15 protein-coding genes, 4 tRNA genes and 1 pseudogene are annotated in these 14,961 nt (G+C 59.5%); 8 read left to right on the top strand and 12 right to left on the bottom strand.

Translation table 11 applies throughout. The features are described from left to right. Positions 1–63: 63 nt before the first annotated feature. From N0B71_RS22905 to N0B71_RS22875, 7 genes are all read right to left on the bottom strand, one after another. Entirely contained in the window at positions 64–1,065 is a 1,002-nt protein-coding gene (locus N0B71_RS22905; RefSeq protein ID WP_259755096.1) for a glutathione S-transferase family protein, read from the bottom strand. A gap of 86 nt (positions 1,066–1,151) precedes the next feature. After that, complete coding sequence (locus N0B71_RS22900; protein WP_259755095.1) at positions 1,152–2,150, bottom strand: glycosyl transferase family protein; 999 nt, start codon at positions 2,148–2,150, stop codon at positions 1,152–1,154. Further along, positions 2,147–2,482 carry a TusE/DsrC/DsvC family sulfur relay protein gene (locus N0B71_RS22895; protein WP_259755094.1) on the bottom strand — a complete coding sequence of 112 codons (336 nt, stop codon included), beginning with the start codon at positions 2,480–2,482 and terminating at the stop codon, positions 2,147–2,149. The genes N0B71_RS22900 and N0B71_RS22895 overlap by 4 nt, the downstream gene beginning before the upstream one ends. Further along, complete coding sequence (gene tusB / locus N0B71_RS22890; RefSeq protein WP_259755093.1) at positions 2,479–2,781, bottom strand: sulfurtransferase complex subunit TusB; 303 nt, start codon at positions 2,779–2,781, stop codon at positions 2,479–2,481. The genes N0B71_RS22895 and tusB overlap by 4 nt, the downstream gene beginning before the upstream one ends. Then, a complete protein-coding gene (tusC, locus tag N0B71_RS22885) occupies positions 2,781–3,140 on the bottom strand; it encodes a sulfurtransferase complex subunit TusC (protein WP_259755092.1) in 360 nt (119 codons plus the stop codon). Before tusC ends, tusB begins: the two co-directional genes overlap by 1 nt. After that, a complete protein-coding gene (gene tusD, locus N0B71_RS22880) occupies positions 3,140–3,532 on the bottom strand; it encodes a sulfurtransferase complex subunit TusD (protein ID WP_259755091.1) in 393 nt (130 codons plus the stop codon). Before tusD ends, tusC begins: the two co-directional genes overlap by 1 nt. A gap of 113 nt (positions 3,533–3,645) precedes the next feature. After that, positions 3,646–4,311, bottom strand: coding sequence for a Bax inhibitor-1/YccA family protein (locus N0B71_RS22875; protein ID WP_259755090.1), 666 nt, complete (start codon positions 4,309–4,311; stop codon positions 3,646–3,648). Between the two features lie 134 nt (positions 4,312–4,445). Here N0B71_RS22875 and N0B71_RS22870 point away from each other — a divergent pair. Further along, positions 4,446–4,533: transfer RNA gene (locus tag N0B71_RS22870), tRNA-Ser, on the top strand. Between the two features lie 121 nt (positions 4,534–4,654). Here the strand turns inward: N0B71_RS22870 and N0B71_RS22865 are convergent. The 4 genes and pseudogenes from N0B71_RS22865 to N0B71_RS22850 form a co-directional block, all read right to left on the bottom strand. Beyond that, positions 4,655–4,843: pseudogene (locus tag N0B71_RS22865) on the bottom strand (hypothetical protein); the annotation flags it as partial. Between the two features lie 418 nt (positions 4,844–5,261). Beyond that, positions 5,262–5,663 (bottom strand): hypothetical protein, encoded by a 402-nt coding sequence (locus tag N0B71_RS22860; RefSeq protein WP_259755089.1) that lies wholly within the window; start codon positions 5,661–5,663, stop codon positions 5,262–5,264. Positions 5,664–6,359: 696 nt separating this feature from the next. Beyond that, the gene (locus tag N0B71_RS22855; protein ID WP_259755088.1) at positions 6,360–7,541 is read right to left on the bottom strand and encodes an acyltransferase family protein; all 1,182 of its coding nucleotides are present in this window, start codon (positions 7,539–7,541) and stop codon (positions 6,360–6,362) included. Positions 7,542–8,141: 600 nt separating this feature from the next. Next, positions 8,142–9,203 (bottom strand): acyltransferase family protein, encoded by a 1,062-nt coding sequence (locus N0B71_RS22850; RefSeq protein ID WP_259755086.1) that lies wholly within the window; start codon positions 9,201–9,203, stop codon positions 8,142–8,144. 956 nt (positions 9,204–10,159) lie between these two features. Here N0B71_RS22850 and N0B71_RS22840 point away from each other — a divergent pair. The 7 genes from N0B71_RS22840 to N0B71_RS22810 all read left to right on the top strand — a co-directional run bounded on the left by N0B71_RS22840 (position 10,160) and on the right by N0B71_RS22810 (position 14,331). Beyond that, entirely contained in the window at positions 10,160–10,423 is a 264-nt protein-coding gene (locus N0B71_RS22840) for a hypothetical protein (RefSeq protein WP_259755085.1), read from the top strand. A 343-nt stretch (positions 10,424–10,766) separates the two neighbouring features. After that, the gene (gene gacA / locus N0B71_RS22835) at positions 10,767–11,411 is read left to right on the top strand and encodes a response regulator transcription factor GacA (RefSeq protein WP_017517075.1); all 645 of its coding nucleotides are present in this window, start codon (positions 10,767–10,769) and stop codon (positions 11,409–11,411) included. A 2-nt stretch (positions 11,412–11,413) separates the two neighbouring features. Then, positions 11,414–13,240: an excinuclease ABC subunit UvrC gene (gene uvrC, locus N0B71_RS22830; RefSeq protein WP_259755084.1), complete on the top strand. Its 1,827-nt coding sequence runs from the start codon at positions 11,414–11,416 to the stop codon at positions 13,238–13,240. A 32-nt stretch (positions 13,241–13,272) separates the two neighbouring features. Continuing rightward, positions 13,273–13,833, top strand: a complete 561-nt coding sequence (gene pgsA / locus N0B71_RS22825) for a CDP-diacylglycerol--glycerol-3-phosphate 3-phosphatidyltransferase (protein WP_259755083.1) — start codon at positions 13,273–13,275, stop codon at positions 13,831–13,833. Positions 13,834–13,901: 68 nt separating this feature from the next. Then, a tRNA-Gly gene (locus N0B71_RS22820) sits at positions 13,902–13,977 on the top strand. Between the two features lie 35 nt (positions 13,978–14,012). After that, positions 14,013–14,086, top strand: a tRNA-Cys gene (locus N0B71_RS22815). Between the two features lie 159 nt (positions 14,087–14,245). Further along, positions 14,246–14,331 (top strand) — tRNA-Leu (locus N0B71_RS22810). 99 nt (positions 14,332–14,430) lie between these two features. Here N0B71_RS22810 and N0B71_RS22805 read toward each other — a convergent pair. Further along, entirely contained in the window at positions 14,431–14,796 is a 366-nt protein-coding gene (locus N0B71_RS22805) for a DUF3509 domain-containing protein (protein WP_259755081.1), read from the bottom strand. Positions 14,797–14,961 lie beyond the last annotated feature (165 nt).

Below are 14,961 nucleotides of genomic sequence, written 5' to 3'. Positions count from 1 at the left end.
TAGTAGCGGACTTTGTCCGCGAATCGCAGGCATGGCCCGCTCCTACAAAGGCGGCGCCGTGGGTCAGCCCCTGCGCGCAATCCCCTTGCCCCGCAGATGCCCCCGCCCGTGCGGGCCGGTGAAGTCCTGCTGCGGGCCGAGCGGCACGATGCCGGTCGGGTTGATGGTCCGGTGGCTGCCGTAGTAGTGATGCTTGATGTGTTGGAAATCCACGGTTCCGGCGACACCCTCCAACTGATACAGCTCGCGCAGCCAGCCGGACAGGTTCGGGTAATCCGCCAGGCGCCGCAGGTTGCACTTGAAGTGGCCGTGGTAGACCGCATCGAAGCGAATCAGGGTGGTGAACAGGCGAACATCCGCCTCGGTCAGGTATTCGCCGGCGAGGTAGCGCTGCGTACCCAGGCGCTCTTCCAGCCAGTCCAGTTCGTTGAACAGCGTCTTGAATGCTTCTTCATAGGCGTCCTGCGTCGTGGCGAAGCCCGCGCGGTACACACCATTGTTCACGGCCGGGTAGATACGTTCGTTCAGCGCGTCGATCTGCGCGCGCAGGGGCTCGGGGTAGAGATCCAGCGTGTTGCCGGTGATCCCGTCGAAGGCGCTGTTGAACATGCGGATGATCTCCGCCGACTCGTTGCTGACGATCCGCTGCTCGTGCTTGTCCCACAGCACCGGCACGGTCACGCGGCCGGTGTAGTGCGCGTCGTCCCTGGTGTAGCGCTGATGGAGGAAGTCCAGGCCGTCCAGCTTGTCGCCCGTGGAGCCGAGCGTCTTGTCGAACGTCCAGCCGTTTTCCAGCATCAGCCAACTGACCACCGAGACGTCGATCAGCGACTCCAGGCCCTTGAGCTGGCGATAGATCAGCGTGCGGTGCGCCCACGGGCAGGCCAGGGAAACATAGAGGTGATAGCGACCGGCTTCGGCGCGAAAGCCACCTTCGCCGGTGGGGCCGGGCTGGCCGTCGGCAGTAACCCAATTGCGGCGCTGAGCGTTTTCGCGCTGGAAGCGGCCGTCCTTGCTGGTGTCATACCACTGGTCCTGCCAGCGGCCATCGATCAATTGTCCCATCTGCTTCTCCAGAAAGTGGGGAGATGGGACCAGTCTATCGACTGTGGCTCGATTGTTTAGCGCAAAATCAGGATTCCAGATATCGATTAAATCGATCTGTTTCGGGCGGCCCAGCGTCTGTCCGCTTCCGCGAAGGCTTCATCGCGCGGCAAGCCCAAGGCGCGCAGGGCCAATGCCATCGTCGCGCGGACGGCCAGTTCGCCGTAGGCGTCCTCGGTTTCGCCGCGCCAGAAGGCGACCAGGTGGGCCGGGTCCAGGGTTTCCGGCTTGACGTGGCGCAGCGGCGACAGCGCCGGCCACTCTTCGTCCCACGCTTCACCGCCCTGGCAGCCGTAGAGGTGCGAGGTGGCGTCGGGGTTCATCTCGATCTCGCCGCCTTCGCCCTTGATGACGATGGCGTAGTCGCCGAGCAGGCGGCTGCCCTCGCGGTGCACTTCCTGATAGCCGGGATGGAAGATGCTCTGCAGGACGCAGGTGGCGCCCAGCGGGTTGAGCAGGCGCACGGCCGAATGCATGGGGGAGCGCAGGCCGAGCGTGTTGCGCAGGTCGATCATGCGCTGCAGGCGCGGCATCCAGTCCACCAGCGGGGCGAAGGCGATCCCCGTGGCGTCCAGTGCAGCACTGACGGCGCTCCAGTCACGGCACAGCGGCAAGCCGAGCCGTTCCAGAAGTTGCTCGCTGTAGATCCGGCCGGCGGTATGCGCGCCACCGCCGTGCAGCAGAATGCGCGTGCCGCTGCCGGTCAGGCATTTGGCCGCCAGCAGGTACCAGGGCAGGTGGCGCTTCTTGCCGGCGTAGCTGGGCCAGTCGAGGTCCACGGCGATCTTCGGCGCCTGCAGGCGGGAGCGCGCGGCCTCGGTGAAACCCGCGAGCTCTTCGGCGCTTTCCTCCTTGTGCCGCAGGAGCATGAGGAAGGCGCCCAAGTGGGATTCCTCGACCTGGTCGTCCAGGATCATGCCCAGTGCTTCGCGGGCCTCCTCGCGGGTCAGGCCGCGGGCGCCGCGCTTGCCTTTGCCGAGGATGCGCACGAACTGGGCGAAGGGGTGTTCGGCGGGAGTCTGCAGGACGAGCGGAGCGGCGGTCATAGGCAATTGGTCGGCTTCGGCAGGCCGGCGAGCTTGGCGGCAAGCTTGGCCGGTGTGCCCTTGAACAGGAGGTTGAGGTGCAGGCTGCTGCCTTTTTCCGTGCCGAGTTTCTGGGCCACGTACTTGATCAGCGGGCGGTTGGCCGGCGACAGCTGGAACTCGCCGTAGAACTCGCGCAGCAGCAGGAGGATTTCCCAGTGATCGGGCGTCAGCTGGAGGCCCTCGTTATGAGCGAGGGCTTCGGCGGCAGCGTCGCTCCAGTCGTTGAGGTCGACCAGATAACCGTCCTTGTCCAGCGGCAGGGCTTGGCCGTTGACCAGTAACGTACTCATAGCCAGGCGTTTACCTTGTCAAAGCGTGTGCAGAGTTCGACGAAGCCGGAGTAATCCAGGGCGACGACCCGTGCAGGCGGATCGTCCAGGCCGCGCGCCTGCAGATCTTCATGCAGCGCGTGCAGTGCATGGTCGGCGGGCAGCGCCAGCAACGCCTGGGCGGCCTTGCTGCCTGGCTGCAGGGCGTACGCCGCATCCCCGGTCAGCAGGATGCCATCGTCAGCGCCCAGCAGTCGCAGGCAACTGTCGAAACGGCCGTCGTTGAAGGGGGAGTGCGAGAGCAGGTGGAGAGTGGCCATCAGATCGTGATCACCTGGTCGTGGGTTTGCAGCAGGTCGCGGAGCGCGGCATCGTCCAGTGCCTGGACAGGCAGCGTCAGGCTGGTGCTGTCCAGCCCGCGCTCCGCCAGGCTAAGGCTGCTGGCGTAGAGCGCCTCCACGCCGAACAGGGGCAATGCTTGCAGGTTGGCCTGCAGGTCCTTCTGTTCCAGCGTCGCTGGGCGCTGGCCAGGGGCGAGCTGGAACACGCCGTCATCGAGGAACAGCATGGAAATCGGCAGGTCGAACGCGCCGCCAGCCAGGGCGATGTCCAGCGCCTCGCGCGCGGCGGGGCCGGCCCAGGGCGCCTGGCGGCTGATGATTAGCAAGGACTTGGCCATCAATCGCCTCCGAAGCAGACCAGGCGGTCCGCCAGTTGCGCCGCTTCATGCAGCTGACCGAGGCCGGAAAGCTCCCACGGAGCCCGCAGGTTCGCGGCGGGGCGGGAGTAGCGCTTGGCTTCTTCCTCATTGAGCACACCGCGACGTAGCGCAGCGGCAATACAGACCACGCCGTCCAGATGGTTATCGGCCACGAAGCGCGTCCAGGCGGCGGCCACATCCAACTCGTCCTGGCTCGCGACCACGTTCGCCGAGGCGCTGTGCACGCCGTCCCGGTAGAAGAACAGCCGGGTGATTTCGTGACCGCCAGCCAGCGCAGCCTCGGCGAAGCGAAGGGCGCGTCGCGCGGCCGGCGAGTGCGGCGCAGAGAAGAGGGCAATGACGAATTTCATACGGTGACTGACTGCAACGATAGTTCGCGGAATGATACGGCAACACGGCTTTTTTGCCCTGCCGGAAATGAAAAAAGCCCGTCGAGACGGGCTTTTTTCGCAGGGCCGAAGGATCAGTCGTCGCTGCCCATGATGCCGAAGAGCTGCAGCAGGCTGATGAACAGGTTGTAGATCGAGACGTACAGGCTGATGGTCGCCATGATGTAGTTGCGCTCGCCACCGTGGATGATCGCGCTGGTCTGGAACAGGATCATCGCCGAGGAGAACAGCACGAAGCCGGCGCTTATGGCCAGTTGCAGGCCGCTGATCTGGAAGAACAGCGATACCAGCACGGCGCCCAGCAGCACGAAGAAGCCCGCGGTGATGAAGCCGGACAGGAAGCTCATGTCCTTGCGGGTCGTCAGCACGTAGGCGGACAGGCCGAAGAACACCAGGGCGGTCATGAAGAAGGCCGACGAGATCACGCTCGCACCATTGGCCATGCCCAGGTACATGTTCAGGATCGGGCCGAGGGTGTAGCCCATGAAGCCGGTGAGGGCGAAGGTGCTGACCAGGCCCCAGCCGCTGTTGCGCAGCTTCACGGTGAGGAAGAACAGGCCGTAGAAGCCGAGCAGAGTAACGATGGGGCCCAGGTAGGGCAGGCGCAGTTGCTGCGAGGCGTAGGCCACCAGGCCGCTGAAGGCCAGGGTCAGGGCCAGCAGACCGTAGGTATTGCGCAGGACGCCGCTGACCTCCTTCTGCTCCACGGCTGTGGAGTCGAGATATTGCCGTTCTTGCATGTCGAGACACTCCTGTTAAGCGGGATACGGATCCGTGACCGTAGTGATGCCCATGATAACAGAGGCAAAAGCGGGCTGAATCATCAGAGTTTGACAGTGTGTTGCGATCCGGTAATATTGCCGCCCGTTCATGTGGAAGCGTGGCCGAGTGGTTTAAGGCAACGGTCTTGAAAACCGTCGACGGGCAACTGTCCTAGAGTTCGAATCTCTACGCTTCCGCCACTATTACAACGTTGAAAGCCCCGCACTGCGGGGCTTTCGCGTTTCTGGTGGGTGGCAATCTGGCCCATCGTTATCTCCCTATCATTTCCGCATCATTTCAATCATTTCCGCATCAGCGTCATTAGCGGGTCGGTTTCACTACTTCGCCAACGCGTCGATACACGGTTTCGGTAATCCGTTTATCGGAGTGGCCGAGTAAGGCTGAAGCCTCGCGAATGTCGGCAATCTCCGATGCGGCCTTGGGACGGATATCACGGAATTGGAATTGGCCAATGGCGGCTGCCAGTTGCTCGTCGCCGGCATCAAAGGCAGCTTCGCGCGCCTCCAGGGCGGGCAGCATGCTGGTCGTCGCCCCTGCGGCCGGTCGGGCTGGCTATCACAAGGGGCCAGGTGATGCAGTAAGTTGTTTGTACGTAGCCACTGCGAGCCTCCCGCCTCTGACTCAAGGCGCCCACGGTATCAAACGCGAACGGCCCTTCTTCGTCGAGCGAGACGGAGAAGGGCTTTGGGAGGGAGTTAAGAACTGCTCGTCGCCCCGGCAGCGGCCTTGGTGAGTACCGCGCAGAGGTCGCCGGGACAATCAGCATGGCTTGAACGTGGTAGGGGGACGCCCCCTGACCGAAGGGCATTGAAGACTGCGGTCAGGCGCCGCGGTGCGGCCTGTGGGTCAACACCCAATGCGACAAGAGCGGACAAGGCTGCTGCGGTCAGGTCAGCGTCACCGTCGCTCACAGATGCTCCTTCAGCTCCAGCGAGCGCTGCATTGTCAGGCTGAGAATCCAGTCGCTAAGTTGCTGGCATTCATCCTCGCGCAACTCGTCACGCTCAACGGCGGCGAGCATTCGGCCCTGCGTTGCGCCGGCACGATATTCCAGTTCCAGCATGTTGGTGCTGGCACTTAGTTCGCTGGCTGCGGTGAGCAAGCCGGCGGCAGCGACCTTTGGCAGGCGTGCGACGGTGGCGCGCAGCGTAGCGGGCAGCGCCTTTGGGGATATGGCGGATGGCGGAAATTGTGCTACCAGCTCGGGCTGTGGCTGACGGCTTACGGGCGTCAGACCTTGAAGAACGTTTTGGAGGCCCTCAAGGGCCTTAAAAGCATCTTCCATGCCGTTTCTGCAAACGGTGCTCATTTTGATACTCCTGAACAAGCCGGCACGTACCAACCTCGGCCGGCAAAGATTGAGCGAGGCAGGTGGAGCTTTAGTCGGTGCGATCCTGAACCAACATGCGAGCTAGACCGCTCCTCTGTCCCTGGCATGGCTACATGCTATCATGCTGCGGCAGAGTGTTTGTATAGGAATATTCTGATTCGGAGGCTCTAGGACGGCATTTCTCACCAGGATTAGCTTGCCGCTGAATCCGGCATAACCTGACTTGGTAGTCATATGGTAAGCGCTTAGGAGATCTTGTCTTCCATGGAGCAACTCAAGGTGTTGGGCGCCGTTGCGGCGCTTTGTGGTGAATCAGCGCGCCGAGCGCTTGTAGGAGGTGCGGATCGACAGCGGGCTGCCGCAGCAGCGATGCCTTGTAGTCGCTGGGAGCCGCAGTGATTAGCCTTCCCTTGTGCCTGCCGTAGGGCATGACCGCCGCCTTGCTCAGCGCGTGGACGCCCCTCCAAGTTTCGGCCGTCTGGCCAATGCTACAGGCGATATCACGGTGAGTCATAGTACTTACCGAGCGCCTGACAAGGTAGGCGCTCAGCTGAGTGCCATGGTGCAGAATGTCATGGCTAAGTCAGTGTAGAACTTAACTGTTCGATTCTTAATAGCGTTGTGACGTCGTGCTAGCGAGCACTGCCGTGTCGTTGACTGGCAGCGCTCATTCTTTTATCCCAGGGACGGTGCGGGCAACGTGTTCCCCTTTCGATGCATGAATCTTTCTTCGATGAACTTGTAACTGTAGCAAGAAACCACAGTCGCCACTGCCATCATCGCAAAGCAAATTGAGATCATGGCGGTCCAGTTCTGTGTGTCATGGAAGTGGCGCGTCACGATCTGCATCGTGTAATGATTGATGCCAAGATGCCAAAGATAGAAGGAATAGCTAATTTTTCCGACCATCTGCATGGGTGGCCAGGTTAGTCTGTCCGAGAAGCTCTTTGATAATACGAAATACATGAAAACTGGGAACATGCAAAAAAGCATGTACGGAACGCGAACGTTCTTCTGCATGACCTCGCCACGGAAGAGATATATGAGTAACGCTGATATACCGCACAGGAGCAGGAAGTTGCTTGCGGCCCTCGAATTCAGGAACTTGAAAATTCCGTTCTTTCCGCTTTCTATCTCAACGGATAGCGCGCCAAACCAAAAGGCTAGGATGAAGACAATGTCAGTCGTTCCGTTGAATAAATCGAGAGGGTTGAAAAATGTAATAGATAAAAAAATTGCGAACGCTGTTGTGATCGAGAATCTATTGAATGTCGCCAGAATCGGTATGACAAGATAGAATAGCCACTCCCAGCGAAGCGTCCAGATGCTATTTATTCTCAGGTACATGTCTTTCGAGAAAACGTCGTTTACGTTTCCGATACTGTTGACCACAGTTCCGAAGCCGAAACCGTAATTTCTGATCAATGCCGTGAGCTGTGTGGGAGTCGGAATTTGGAAGCCAGAAGTGGCCCAGTCCAGAAATGTGAACGTTGAAATTACGAGCAGGTAAACGGGGAGAAGCCGCTTAATCCGCTTCTGGAAGAATGATTCCGCCCGGTACCGATTGTTTCTTATCTGGGACCAGAATAAGTGGCCAGTGAGCATGAAGAAAAGCAGGACGCCAACCTCCCCAAAGGTGGCGGAGAATACCTGCTTTGGCGCAAGTCCAAAATACATGGTGGAATGTGCGCCGAACACAAGAAACGCAGCCATTCCCCGGAGAACTTCAAGAGAGCTTGAGAAGCCTTTTTCTGACTCGATCTCTATGCCTATTCTCGAGCCAACTGCTCTAGTGATAAAGCATGAGAATATGTAGAGGACCATTATAATGGCTGGATACATGAATTCGTTAAGCATAATTGGCCCGATCCTTAGATGTTCTTGTCGTCGCCTTCGTCCGTCGTCTATTCCTTGCTTTGAATTCGTGCCATCCCCATATGCCAAGGCCGGTCAGGCGGATATATCTCCATCCGCTTCCATTGGAGTGCCCTGTGAGAAGCAATATCAGTGATATGACTCCGATGATTCTTGTAAAAGCGTCTATATACTTCATGCTTGATCCAGGGTTGTTTACTAAGCAGGCTGCACGTATGAAGACAATCCACTTCTAAAGATGCCAGGCAGCAGCTTCGGCGCAGTGCAAGCCGACGAACAGTAAAGATGGATACGCTTAGCGTCAAGTCGCGGAGGGGGGGGCTCGCCCAAAGCTACCCACTGAAGTCTCAGATAGCCTGCAATGAGCGGGTACTTTCGCTGGAGAAAGTGAAGAGCACACGCGGCATCGAACGACCCCAGCAGCATTAGCTCCTATCCAACGAGCGATAGAGTCATCTGAGTTTCGGGCTTGGCGTGTCGAAACCGCCTTTAGGCTGGCGAATGCCTACTGCACGTGGTAGCTGCCTTGGGGCAGTGCTCGTGCCAAGGAAATTTGCCGAGATGATGGACGCTACGTTGCGCTCAATCACGAGTTATCGAGTTTCCTTGAGGGCATACAGCAGGGGCGGTGGTTGCCTTCTCTCGTATCCTGCTTCTGACTTGGGTTATTGGATTGTCGATGAATTCGACTATAAAGATGCTTGCCGCTATTGTTGCGAAATATGCGTAGCTAAATATTTCCCATCCGCGCAGTTCTGTATTGAATAGCTTCCATACAAGGAATGCATAAATGAAGTGTCCAAGGAACACTGGGTAGGCTAGGTCGCCTAGGTACTTGTCGATCCTCGCAGTAACTCCGCTCATCCTGGATTTATTTACGAGCAATACAGTGATGAACGCCAGTGCGATGTTTGCATAGTAGCTCCAATGGCTGACCACTATCTTCGAAGTATCTAACGATTCGCGCCACAGCCAAATGAAAACGGCGACGACGGAGAGGAGTAAGACTGTCTGCGCTGGTTTGTTATTTCGAAGGCCGCAAAGGAAGGTTAACTTCGTAGACATGAAGTAGGCCATAGATCCCAGGCTGAATGGGAGCATCGCGGCGATAATCGGGTAGTATTTGAGCATAGGGTTGGAGTTAGAGAAGCTTACCCAGAAATACCAAGCGATGGAGAATGCAGCCGTGATCAGAGAAAGACGCCACGATCGGGAGGTTATCAGCCATAAAATGGCATAGCAGCACAGCTCTACGCCGACCGACCAAGAGGAAGGAATGATTCGGTACTGTTCGACATTTGTGCCGGCAACGATTCCCCAGGGGAAAATCAACGTGTTGCCGAAAATGTCCAGCAGGGAGCCAGTGCTATGCCATGTCGGGTGGAAAGCACTAAAGCCGTCGATCATGGATGCAGTGATGCCGATGCCTAGCGTAAACAGGTAGGCGGGGTAAAGTCTTAGTATTCTGTTCGTGGTGAATTGCGTGACTTTGAAGTTGTAAGTCTCGTGAAGTACCAAGGTTATCAGATATCCGCTGATCGAGTAGAAGAATACTATTGCCAGCATTCCGATATTTGGAGTTTCCTCGGTTAGATGGAAAGCAACCACGCAACTTGCCATGAAAAACCGCAGCGTCCCCATCATTTCCTTTGTCTCCACTGAATAACCGGCGCATTTTGCAGAATGGCGACCTAAATGCCAATCACCAAGCAGCCCCCACAAGCATTTCCAAACGCCAGCCTACGAATTGGCGTTTTCGTTTCTGAAGATCAGCCATGACCGTTAGCGGTGTCCGCAACAACAATCCCGGCAACAGCCACCGCAACCCGTCTAATAACTGGCAGGGGCAGCTCGGCCTGGAGCTGAGCGTGGCCAAGCTACGCTTCAATACTCGAGAATGGCATCCACGCCCTCAGCAAGCTGTTGTTGGCGTATCGGTGATGGCCTAGGCATCAACAACTCCATTAGCGAAACCTTCAACCGCTGGGCGCCGGGTAACGAGAGCGGCAACGACGCGTTCCTTGGGCCGGTGGCCAAGGCCTTAGGCGTACGGACCAATTAAACGATGGACGTTCGGCTGCCGGCGCCCCTGCATGGACTGGTAGTGGTGATCATTGGGTACGAGAACGGCTGCGTCCCTTATTTCAGGTGCGTCGAGCGACGAGGATGTGCGAAGGCACTGGTGTGAGTGCGGCCATGTGGAAGGAGCGGCGCTAATACTATCGTCCTGCCATTACCGCTCGCGCCCGTCTTGGGGCATGGCTTGCAGTCGGGAGCTACCGGTCGCTGCTAAACACTGGCTGGCAGCGTACCGCCGACAGCTAGGCCGCCCGCACAGTAGGGGTTGAGATTAGGGCGCAGGCCGCCCAGCAGAAAGGCTAGCGAATCTTGGCCGAGCGACCGGCCGGCGCGGAAGCCAGCAGCGCGACGCGTCAGTCGCTCGAGAAAGAATTGGCACAGGAGCGTGTGCGATGCAGGGTGAGCGGCTGTTGGGCGCCCAGTCAAACTGCATAAGAACATCCAGTCGTGTCTAGGGATGATTCTGTAGGACTTTGATCCTCTCAGTTAAACTACACGTCCCATTTCTCGGAAAACTCTGAATGAACCAAGTCGAAGATCTCGAACGCCAGATGCGTGAAGCGCTGGGTGTTGCTCCCAAGAAAGAAAAAACCACTCGGGAAGCCAGTAACCCCATGCGCGGATACCAGATCGTTCTGAGTGTCAGGGGAGCGACCGGCCCGGCATTTCGCTTCGAGCATCGCTCGCGCTCGCTGAGCCGCACCGAGGCGATCCTGGAAGCGGAGAAGGCCGCGCGCAACGCAGGCTACAAGCCCTGGGCCCTGCTGGATGCCGTCGAAGCCTGAGCCCCCTGGCCCTCGGCTGCGGTAAGGGCCGCCATGATTCAGGCGCGGCGTGTAACTCCGGAGGCGGCGGAGACTGGCAGCTATCGATAGCGTCCAGATGTCAGCGCTTTCTTCTCTTTTGTCGTCCTTCACATTCGTCATGGGAAACTGTCGGAACGGCCGTCCTAGACGCGCTTTGACACATCTGTCAGCATTTGTCCCGCCCGCGCCGCATTTCTCTGGCGCTTGCATTTTGGCGAAGCGCTTCCAAGCTAGGTCGTAGAGTCGCTTTCTGTTAAGGTTCGGCAATTGTTTGGAGTCTCTTCCGGGGGCTCGCCATTCCATTCTGCTCAAGGGGTGCTGCGTGATTAAGGTGCTGGTGGTCGATGATCACGATCTGGTGCGCACCGGAATTACCCGCATGCTGGCCGATATCGACGGCCTGCAGGTCGTTGGGCAGGCCGACTCCGGCGAGCGCGGATTGCAGCTGGCGCGCGAACTCAAGCCTGACGTGGTCCTGATGGACGTGAAGATGCCCGGCATCGGCGGCCTCGAAGCCACCCGCAAGCTGCTGCGCAGCCAGCCTGACGTACGCGTCGTGGTGGTGACGGTGTGCGAGGAAGACCCGTTTCCGACACGCCTGATGCAGGCTGGAGCGGCGGGCTACCTCACCAAGGGCGCCGCCCTGGACGAGATGGTCCAGGCGATTCGCCAGGTCTTCGCCGGCCAGCGCTACATCAGCCCTCAGATTGCCCAGAACCTCGCTTTGAAGTCGTTCGAACCGGAACGCAACGCGTCGCCCTTCGATACCTTGTCCGAGCGCGAAATCCAGATCGCGCTGATGATCGCCAACTGCCACAAGGTGCAGAGCATCTCGGACAAGCTGTGTCTGTCGCCCAAGACCGTGAACACCTACCGCTACCGCATTTTCGAGAAGCTCTCGATCACCAGTGACGTCGAGTTGGCGTTGCTGGCTGTCCGGCACGGCATGGTCGACGCCAGCAACTGACCATGGTGCAACCGTTCGATTCGGCGGCGTTCCTGGCCACCTGCAGCGGCCGGCCGGGCGTTTATCGCATGTTCGACGCCGAGGCCAAGCTGCTGTATGTCGGCAAGGCGAAGGACCTCAAGAAGCGGCTCTCCAGTTATTTCCGCAAATCCGGCCTGGCGCCCAAGACGGCCGCCCTGGTGGCGAAAATCGCCCAGGTCGAGACCACCATCACCGCCAACGAGACCGAGGCGCTGCTGCTCGAGCAGACGCTGATCAAGGAATGGCGACCGCCGTACAACATCCTGCTGCGCGACGATAAGTCGTATCCGTATGTCTTCCTGTCGAGCGAGGACGCGTTCCCACGCCTGACCATCCACCGCGGCGCGAAGCGGGCGAAAGGGCGGTATTTCGGGCCTTATCCCAGCGCCGGCGCCATTCGCGAAAGCCTGGCGCTGCTGCAGAAAGCCTTCTTCGTGCGCCAGTGCGAGGACAGCTACTACCGCAACCGCACGCGTCCGTGCCTGCAGTACCAGATCAAGCGGTGCAAGGCGCCCTGTGTCGGGCTGGTGAGCGAGGAGGAGTACGCCGAAGACGTGCGCCACTCGATCATGTTCCTCGAAGGGCGCAGCAATGTGCTGGCCGAGGAGCTGTCCACCAGCATGGAGCAGGCGGCGATGCGCCTGGACTTCGAGAAGGCGGCGGAACTGCGTGACCAGGTACAGATCCTGCGGCGTGTGCAGGACCAGCAGAGCATGGAGTTCGGCACCGGCAACGTCGATGTGGTAGCGGCGATCGTCACGCCCGGCGGTGCCTGTGTGCATCTGATCAGCGTGCGTGGCGGCCGGGTGCTCGGCAGCAAGAATTTCTTCCCGCAGGTGGCGATCGAGGAGGAGGTGGGTGACGTCCTGCTGGCCTTCCTCGGGCAGTACTACCTCAGCCATCATGAGCGCGATCTGCCCAATGAGCTGATCGTCAACGCGGTGCACGAAGATTTCCCGATCCTGGCGTCGGCCATCGAGGAGTCGCGCGGGCGGCAGCTGGAAATCACTCCGCGAGTCCGCGGCACCCGGGCGCGCTGGCAGCAACTGGCCGTCACCAATGCCGAACAGGCGCTCGCCGCGCGGCTCGCCAACCGCCAGCACATGGCGGCGCGCTTCGATGCGCTGGGCGAGGCGCTGGACTTGCCCGAGCCGCCGCAGCGTCTGGAATGCTTCGACATCAGCCACTCCAGTGGTGAGGCGACGGTGGCGTCCTGCGTGGTCTTCGGTCCGGAAGGCGCGCTGAAATCCGACTATCGGCGCTTCAATATCGAAGGCATCACCGGCGGCGATGACTACGCCGCGATGCACCAGGCGCTCACGCGCCGCTTCAGCCGTCTCAAGGAGGGCGAGGGCAAGATGCCTGACATCCTGCTGGTGGATGGTGGCAAGGGGCAGTTGGCAATGGCCCAGGAAGTGCTCCAGGAACTGGCGGTCGTGGGGTTGACGCTGCTGGGCGTCGCCAAGGGCGTCACCCGCAAGCCCGGCCTGGAAACGCTGTACCTCAACGACGCCGAACACGAATTCACGCTACCTGCCGACTCGCCGGCGCTGCACCTGATCCAGCAGATCCGCGACGAGGCTCACCGCTTTGCCATCACCGGCCACCGTGCGCGGCGCGGCAAGGCGCGACGCACGTCGACATTGGAAGATGTCGCTGGCGTCGGTCCCAAGCGTCGCCGCGACCTGCTCAAGCACTTCGGCGGGTTGCAGGAGCTGGCCAGAGCCAGTATCGATGAAATTGCCAAGGCCCCCGGCATCAGCAAAAAGCTGGCAGAGCAGATTTATGCTGCGCTGCACAGCGAGTAGAATGCCGGCTCAACTCGCAGACCACCGACCCGATGAATATCCCGAACCTGCTCACACTGCTTCGCGTTCTGCTCATCCCGATCTTCATCCTGCTGTTCTATCTCCCGTTTCCGGCCAGCCACCTGGCAGCCAGCGCCGTCTTCGCCCTTGCCGCCGCCACCGACTGGCTGGATGGCTACCTGGCGCGGCGACTGGGGCAGAGCACGCCCTTCGGTGCCTTCCTCGACCCGGTAGCGGACAAGCTGATGGTCGCCACCGCGCTGGTGCTGCTGGTGGAAGAACACGCCAACCTGTGGCTGACGCTGCCGGCGGCCATCATCATCGGTCGTGAGATCGTCGTTTCCGCGTTGCGCGAGTGGATGGCCGAAATCGGCGCGCGGGCGCACGTGGCGGTTTCCAGCCTGGGCAAGTGGAAGACGGCAGCGCAGATGCTGGCGCTGGTGATTCTTCTGGCCAATCCGCCGCTGATGACCTTCTGGGTGCTGGTGGGCTATGCGCTCCTGATCGTTGCCGCCGTGCTCACCCTCTGGTCGATGCTGCACTACCTGCTGGCGGCGTGGCCGCATCTGAATACCACCCCGAAAGAGAAATAAGTTTTTTTGAATCAAGGAGTTGACAGGCATTTCTGAAACGTTAGAATGGCGCCCGTCAACACGACAACGCGGGAATAGCTCAGTTGGTAGAGCACGACCTTGCCAAGGTCGGGGTCGCGAGTTCGAGTCTCGTTTCCCGCTCCAGATTTTGATGATTCGCCTTGAGTCATCCGTGTTATGGCTGAGTAGCAGAGTGGTTATGCACCGGATTGCAAATCCGTGAACGCCGGTTCGATTCCGACCTCAGCCTCCAATAGAAAAGCCCTGTAAATCCTCGATTTACAGGGCTTTTTCTTTAACTGCCCACTGCAGGGATTGTGCGTTCCAGCAACTTGCGCAGGGGGAGGCGGGCTGTATATAGTCCAGCCCTTTCCGGGCTCCCAGGAGCCCGGCGACGCTGCAAAGCGCTACCGCCCGGATGGCGAAATCGGTAGACGCAGGAGACTTAAAATCTCTCGCCCTTTGGGCGTGCCGGTTCGAGTCCGGCTCCGGGCACCACTTCCAGTCTCCCCGAGTCATTACCATTGAAGACCCGACTTGGGGTGCGCATCACACATGAGAAACCCGGCCTCGGCCGGGTTTTTTATTTCCTGCAAATCACGCGCTGATTTGCGCCATCGAGCGCAGTTTCGCACCGGCCTTGACGATTCGGCGCTGGCGCCGCGGGCCGGCGGACTCGTAGAAGTTCTGCAGTGGCACTTCCTCCTTGAAGTGATCGGCGTCGCGCTCCTGCAGCGGGCCGAATTCCGTGGCCAGGTCGCGACGAATGCGGCTGACCAAACTGGTCAGCAAGGCTTCGTTGCGTTGTTCTTCCTGGCGGATAACGCGGCAGGCAATGTGTTCGCCCGCGTCCTTGCTCAATGTCATGATCAGATTGCCGTCCGGTCGAGCGCTGAAGCTCACGTCGAAATCGGAGAAGACCTGGCAGAGATATTGGGCGGCAGGCAGGCGGTCGATTGGCATGGTGTCGTCCTCGGCAATGAATGGGCGGTTCCTTCCCTTTCTTTGCAGGGTGCATACCAATCTCTATAAAATAAAAAGTCCTTTAAAATCAGTAATTTATATTTTTATGCCGACTCGCTTTCCATGCAGCTTGCAAGGCTGTGGGAAAACTTCGTGGCATTTTGC

The organism is Pseudomonas sp. GCEP-101 (genome assembly GCF_025133575.1).
Classification (GTDB): domain Bacteria; phylum Pseudomonadota; class Gammaproteobacteria; order Pseudomonadales; family Pseudomonadaceae; genus Pseudomonas; species Pseudomonas nitroreducens_B.
The sequence above is the reverse complement of the archived record's forward strand: the minus strand, read 5'-3'. Positions and strand labels throughout refer to the sequence as shown.

What these genes read in the sequence shown, in the direction of transcription:
- N0B71_RS22905 (WP_259755096.1), bottom strand. Translation starts at nt 1,065, where the DNA reads ATGGGACAATTGATCGATGGCCGCTGGCAGGACCAGTGGTATGACACC.
- N0B71_RS22900 (WP_259755095.1), bottom strand. Translation starts at nt 2,150, where the DNA reads ATGACCGCCGCTCCGCTCGTCCTGCAGACTCCCGCCGAACACCCCTTC.
- N0B71_RS22895 (WP_259755094.1), bottom strand. Translation starts at nt 2,482, where the DNA reads ATGAGTACGTTACTGGTCAACGGCCAAGCCCTGCCGCTGGACAAGGAC.
- tusB (WP_259755093.1), bottom strand. Translation starts at nt 2,781, where the DNA reads ATGGCCACTCTCCACCTGCTCTCGCACTCCCCCTTCAACGACGGCCGT.
- tusC (WP_259755092.1), bottom strand. Translation starts at nt 3,140, where the DNA reads ATGGCCAAGTCCTTGCTAATCATCAGCCGCCAGGCGCCCTGGGCCGGC.
- tusD (WP_259755091.1), bottom strand. Translation starts at nt 3,532, where the DNA reads ATGAAATTCGTCATTGCCCTCTTCTCTGCGCCGCACTCGCCGGCCGCG.
- N0B71_RS22875 (WP_259755090.1), bottom strand. Translation starts at nt 4,311, where the DNA reads ATGCAAGAACGGCAATATCTCGACTCCACAGCCGTGGAGCAGAAGGAG.
- N0B71_RS22860 (WP_259755089.1), bottom strand. Translation starts at nt 5,663, where the DNA reads ATGAGCACCGTTTGCAGAAACGGCATGGAAGATGCTTTTAAGGCCCTT.
- N0B71_RS22855 (WP_259755088.1), bottom strand. Translation starts at nt 7,541, where the DNA reads ATGCTTAACGAATTCATGTATCCAGCCATTATAATGGTCCTCTACATA.
- N0B71_RS22850 (WP_259755086.1), bottom strand. Translation starts at nt 9,203, where the DNA reads ATGATGGGGACGCTGCGGTTTTTCATGGCAAGTTGCGTGGTTGCTTTC.
- N0B71_RS22840 (WP_259755085.1), top strand. Translation starts at nt 10,160, where the DNA reads ATGAACCAAGTCGAAGATCTCGAACGCCAGATGCGTGAAGCGCTGGGT.
- uvrC (WP_259755084.1), top strand. Translation starts at nt 11,414, where the DNA reads ATGGTGCAACCGTTCGATTCGGCGGCGTTCCTGGCCACCTGCAGCGGC.
- pgsA (WP_259755083.1), top strand. Translation starts at nt 13,273, where the DNA reads ATGAATATCCCGAACCTGCTCACACTGCTTCGCGTTCTGCTCATCCCG.
- N0B71_RS22805 (WP_259755081.1), bottom strand. Translation starts at nt 14,796, where the DNA reads ATGCCAATCGACCGCCTGCCTGCCGCCCAATATCTCTGCCAGGTCTTC.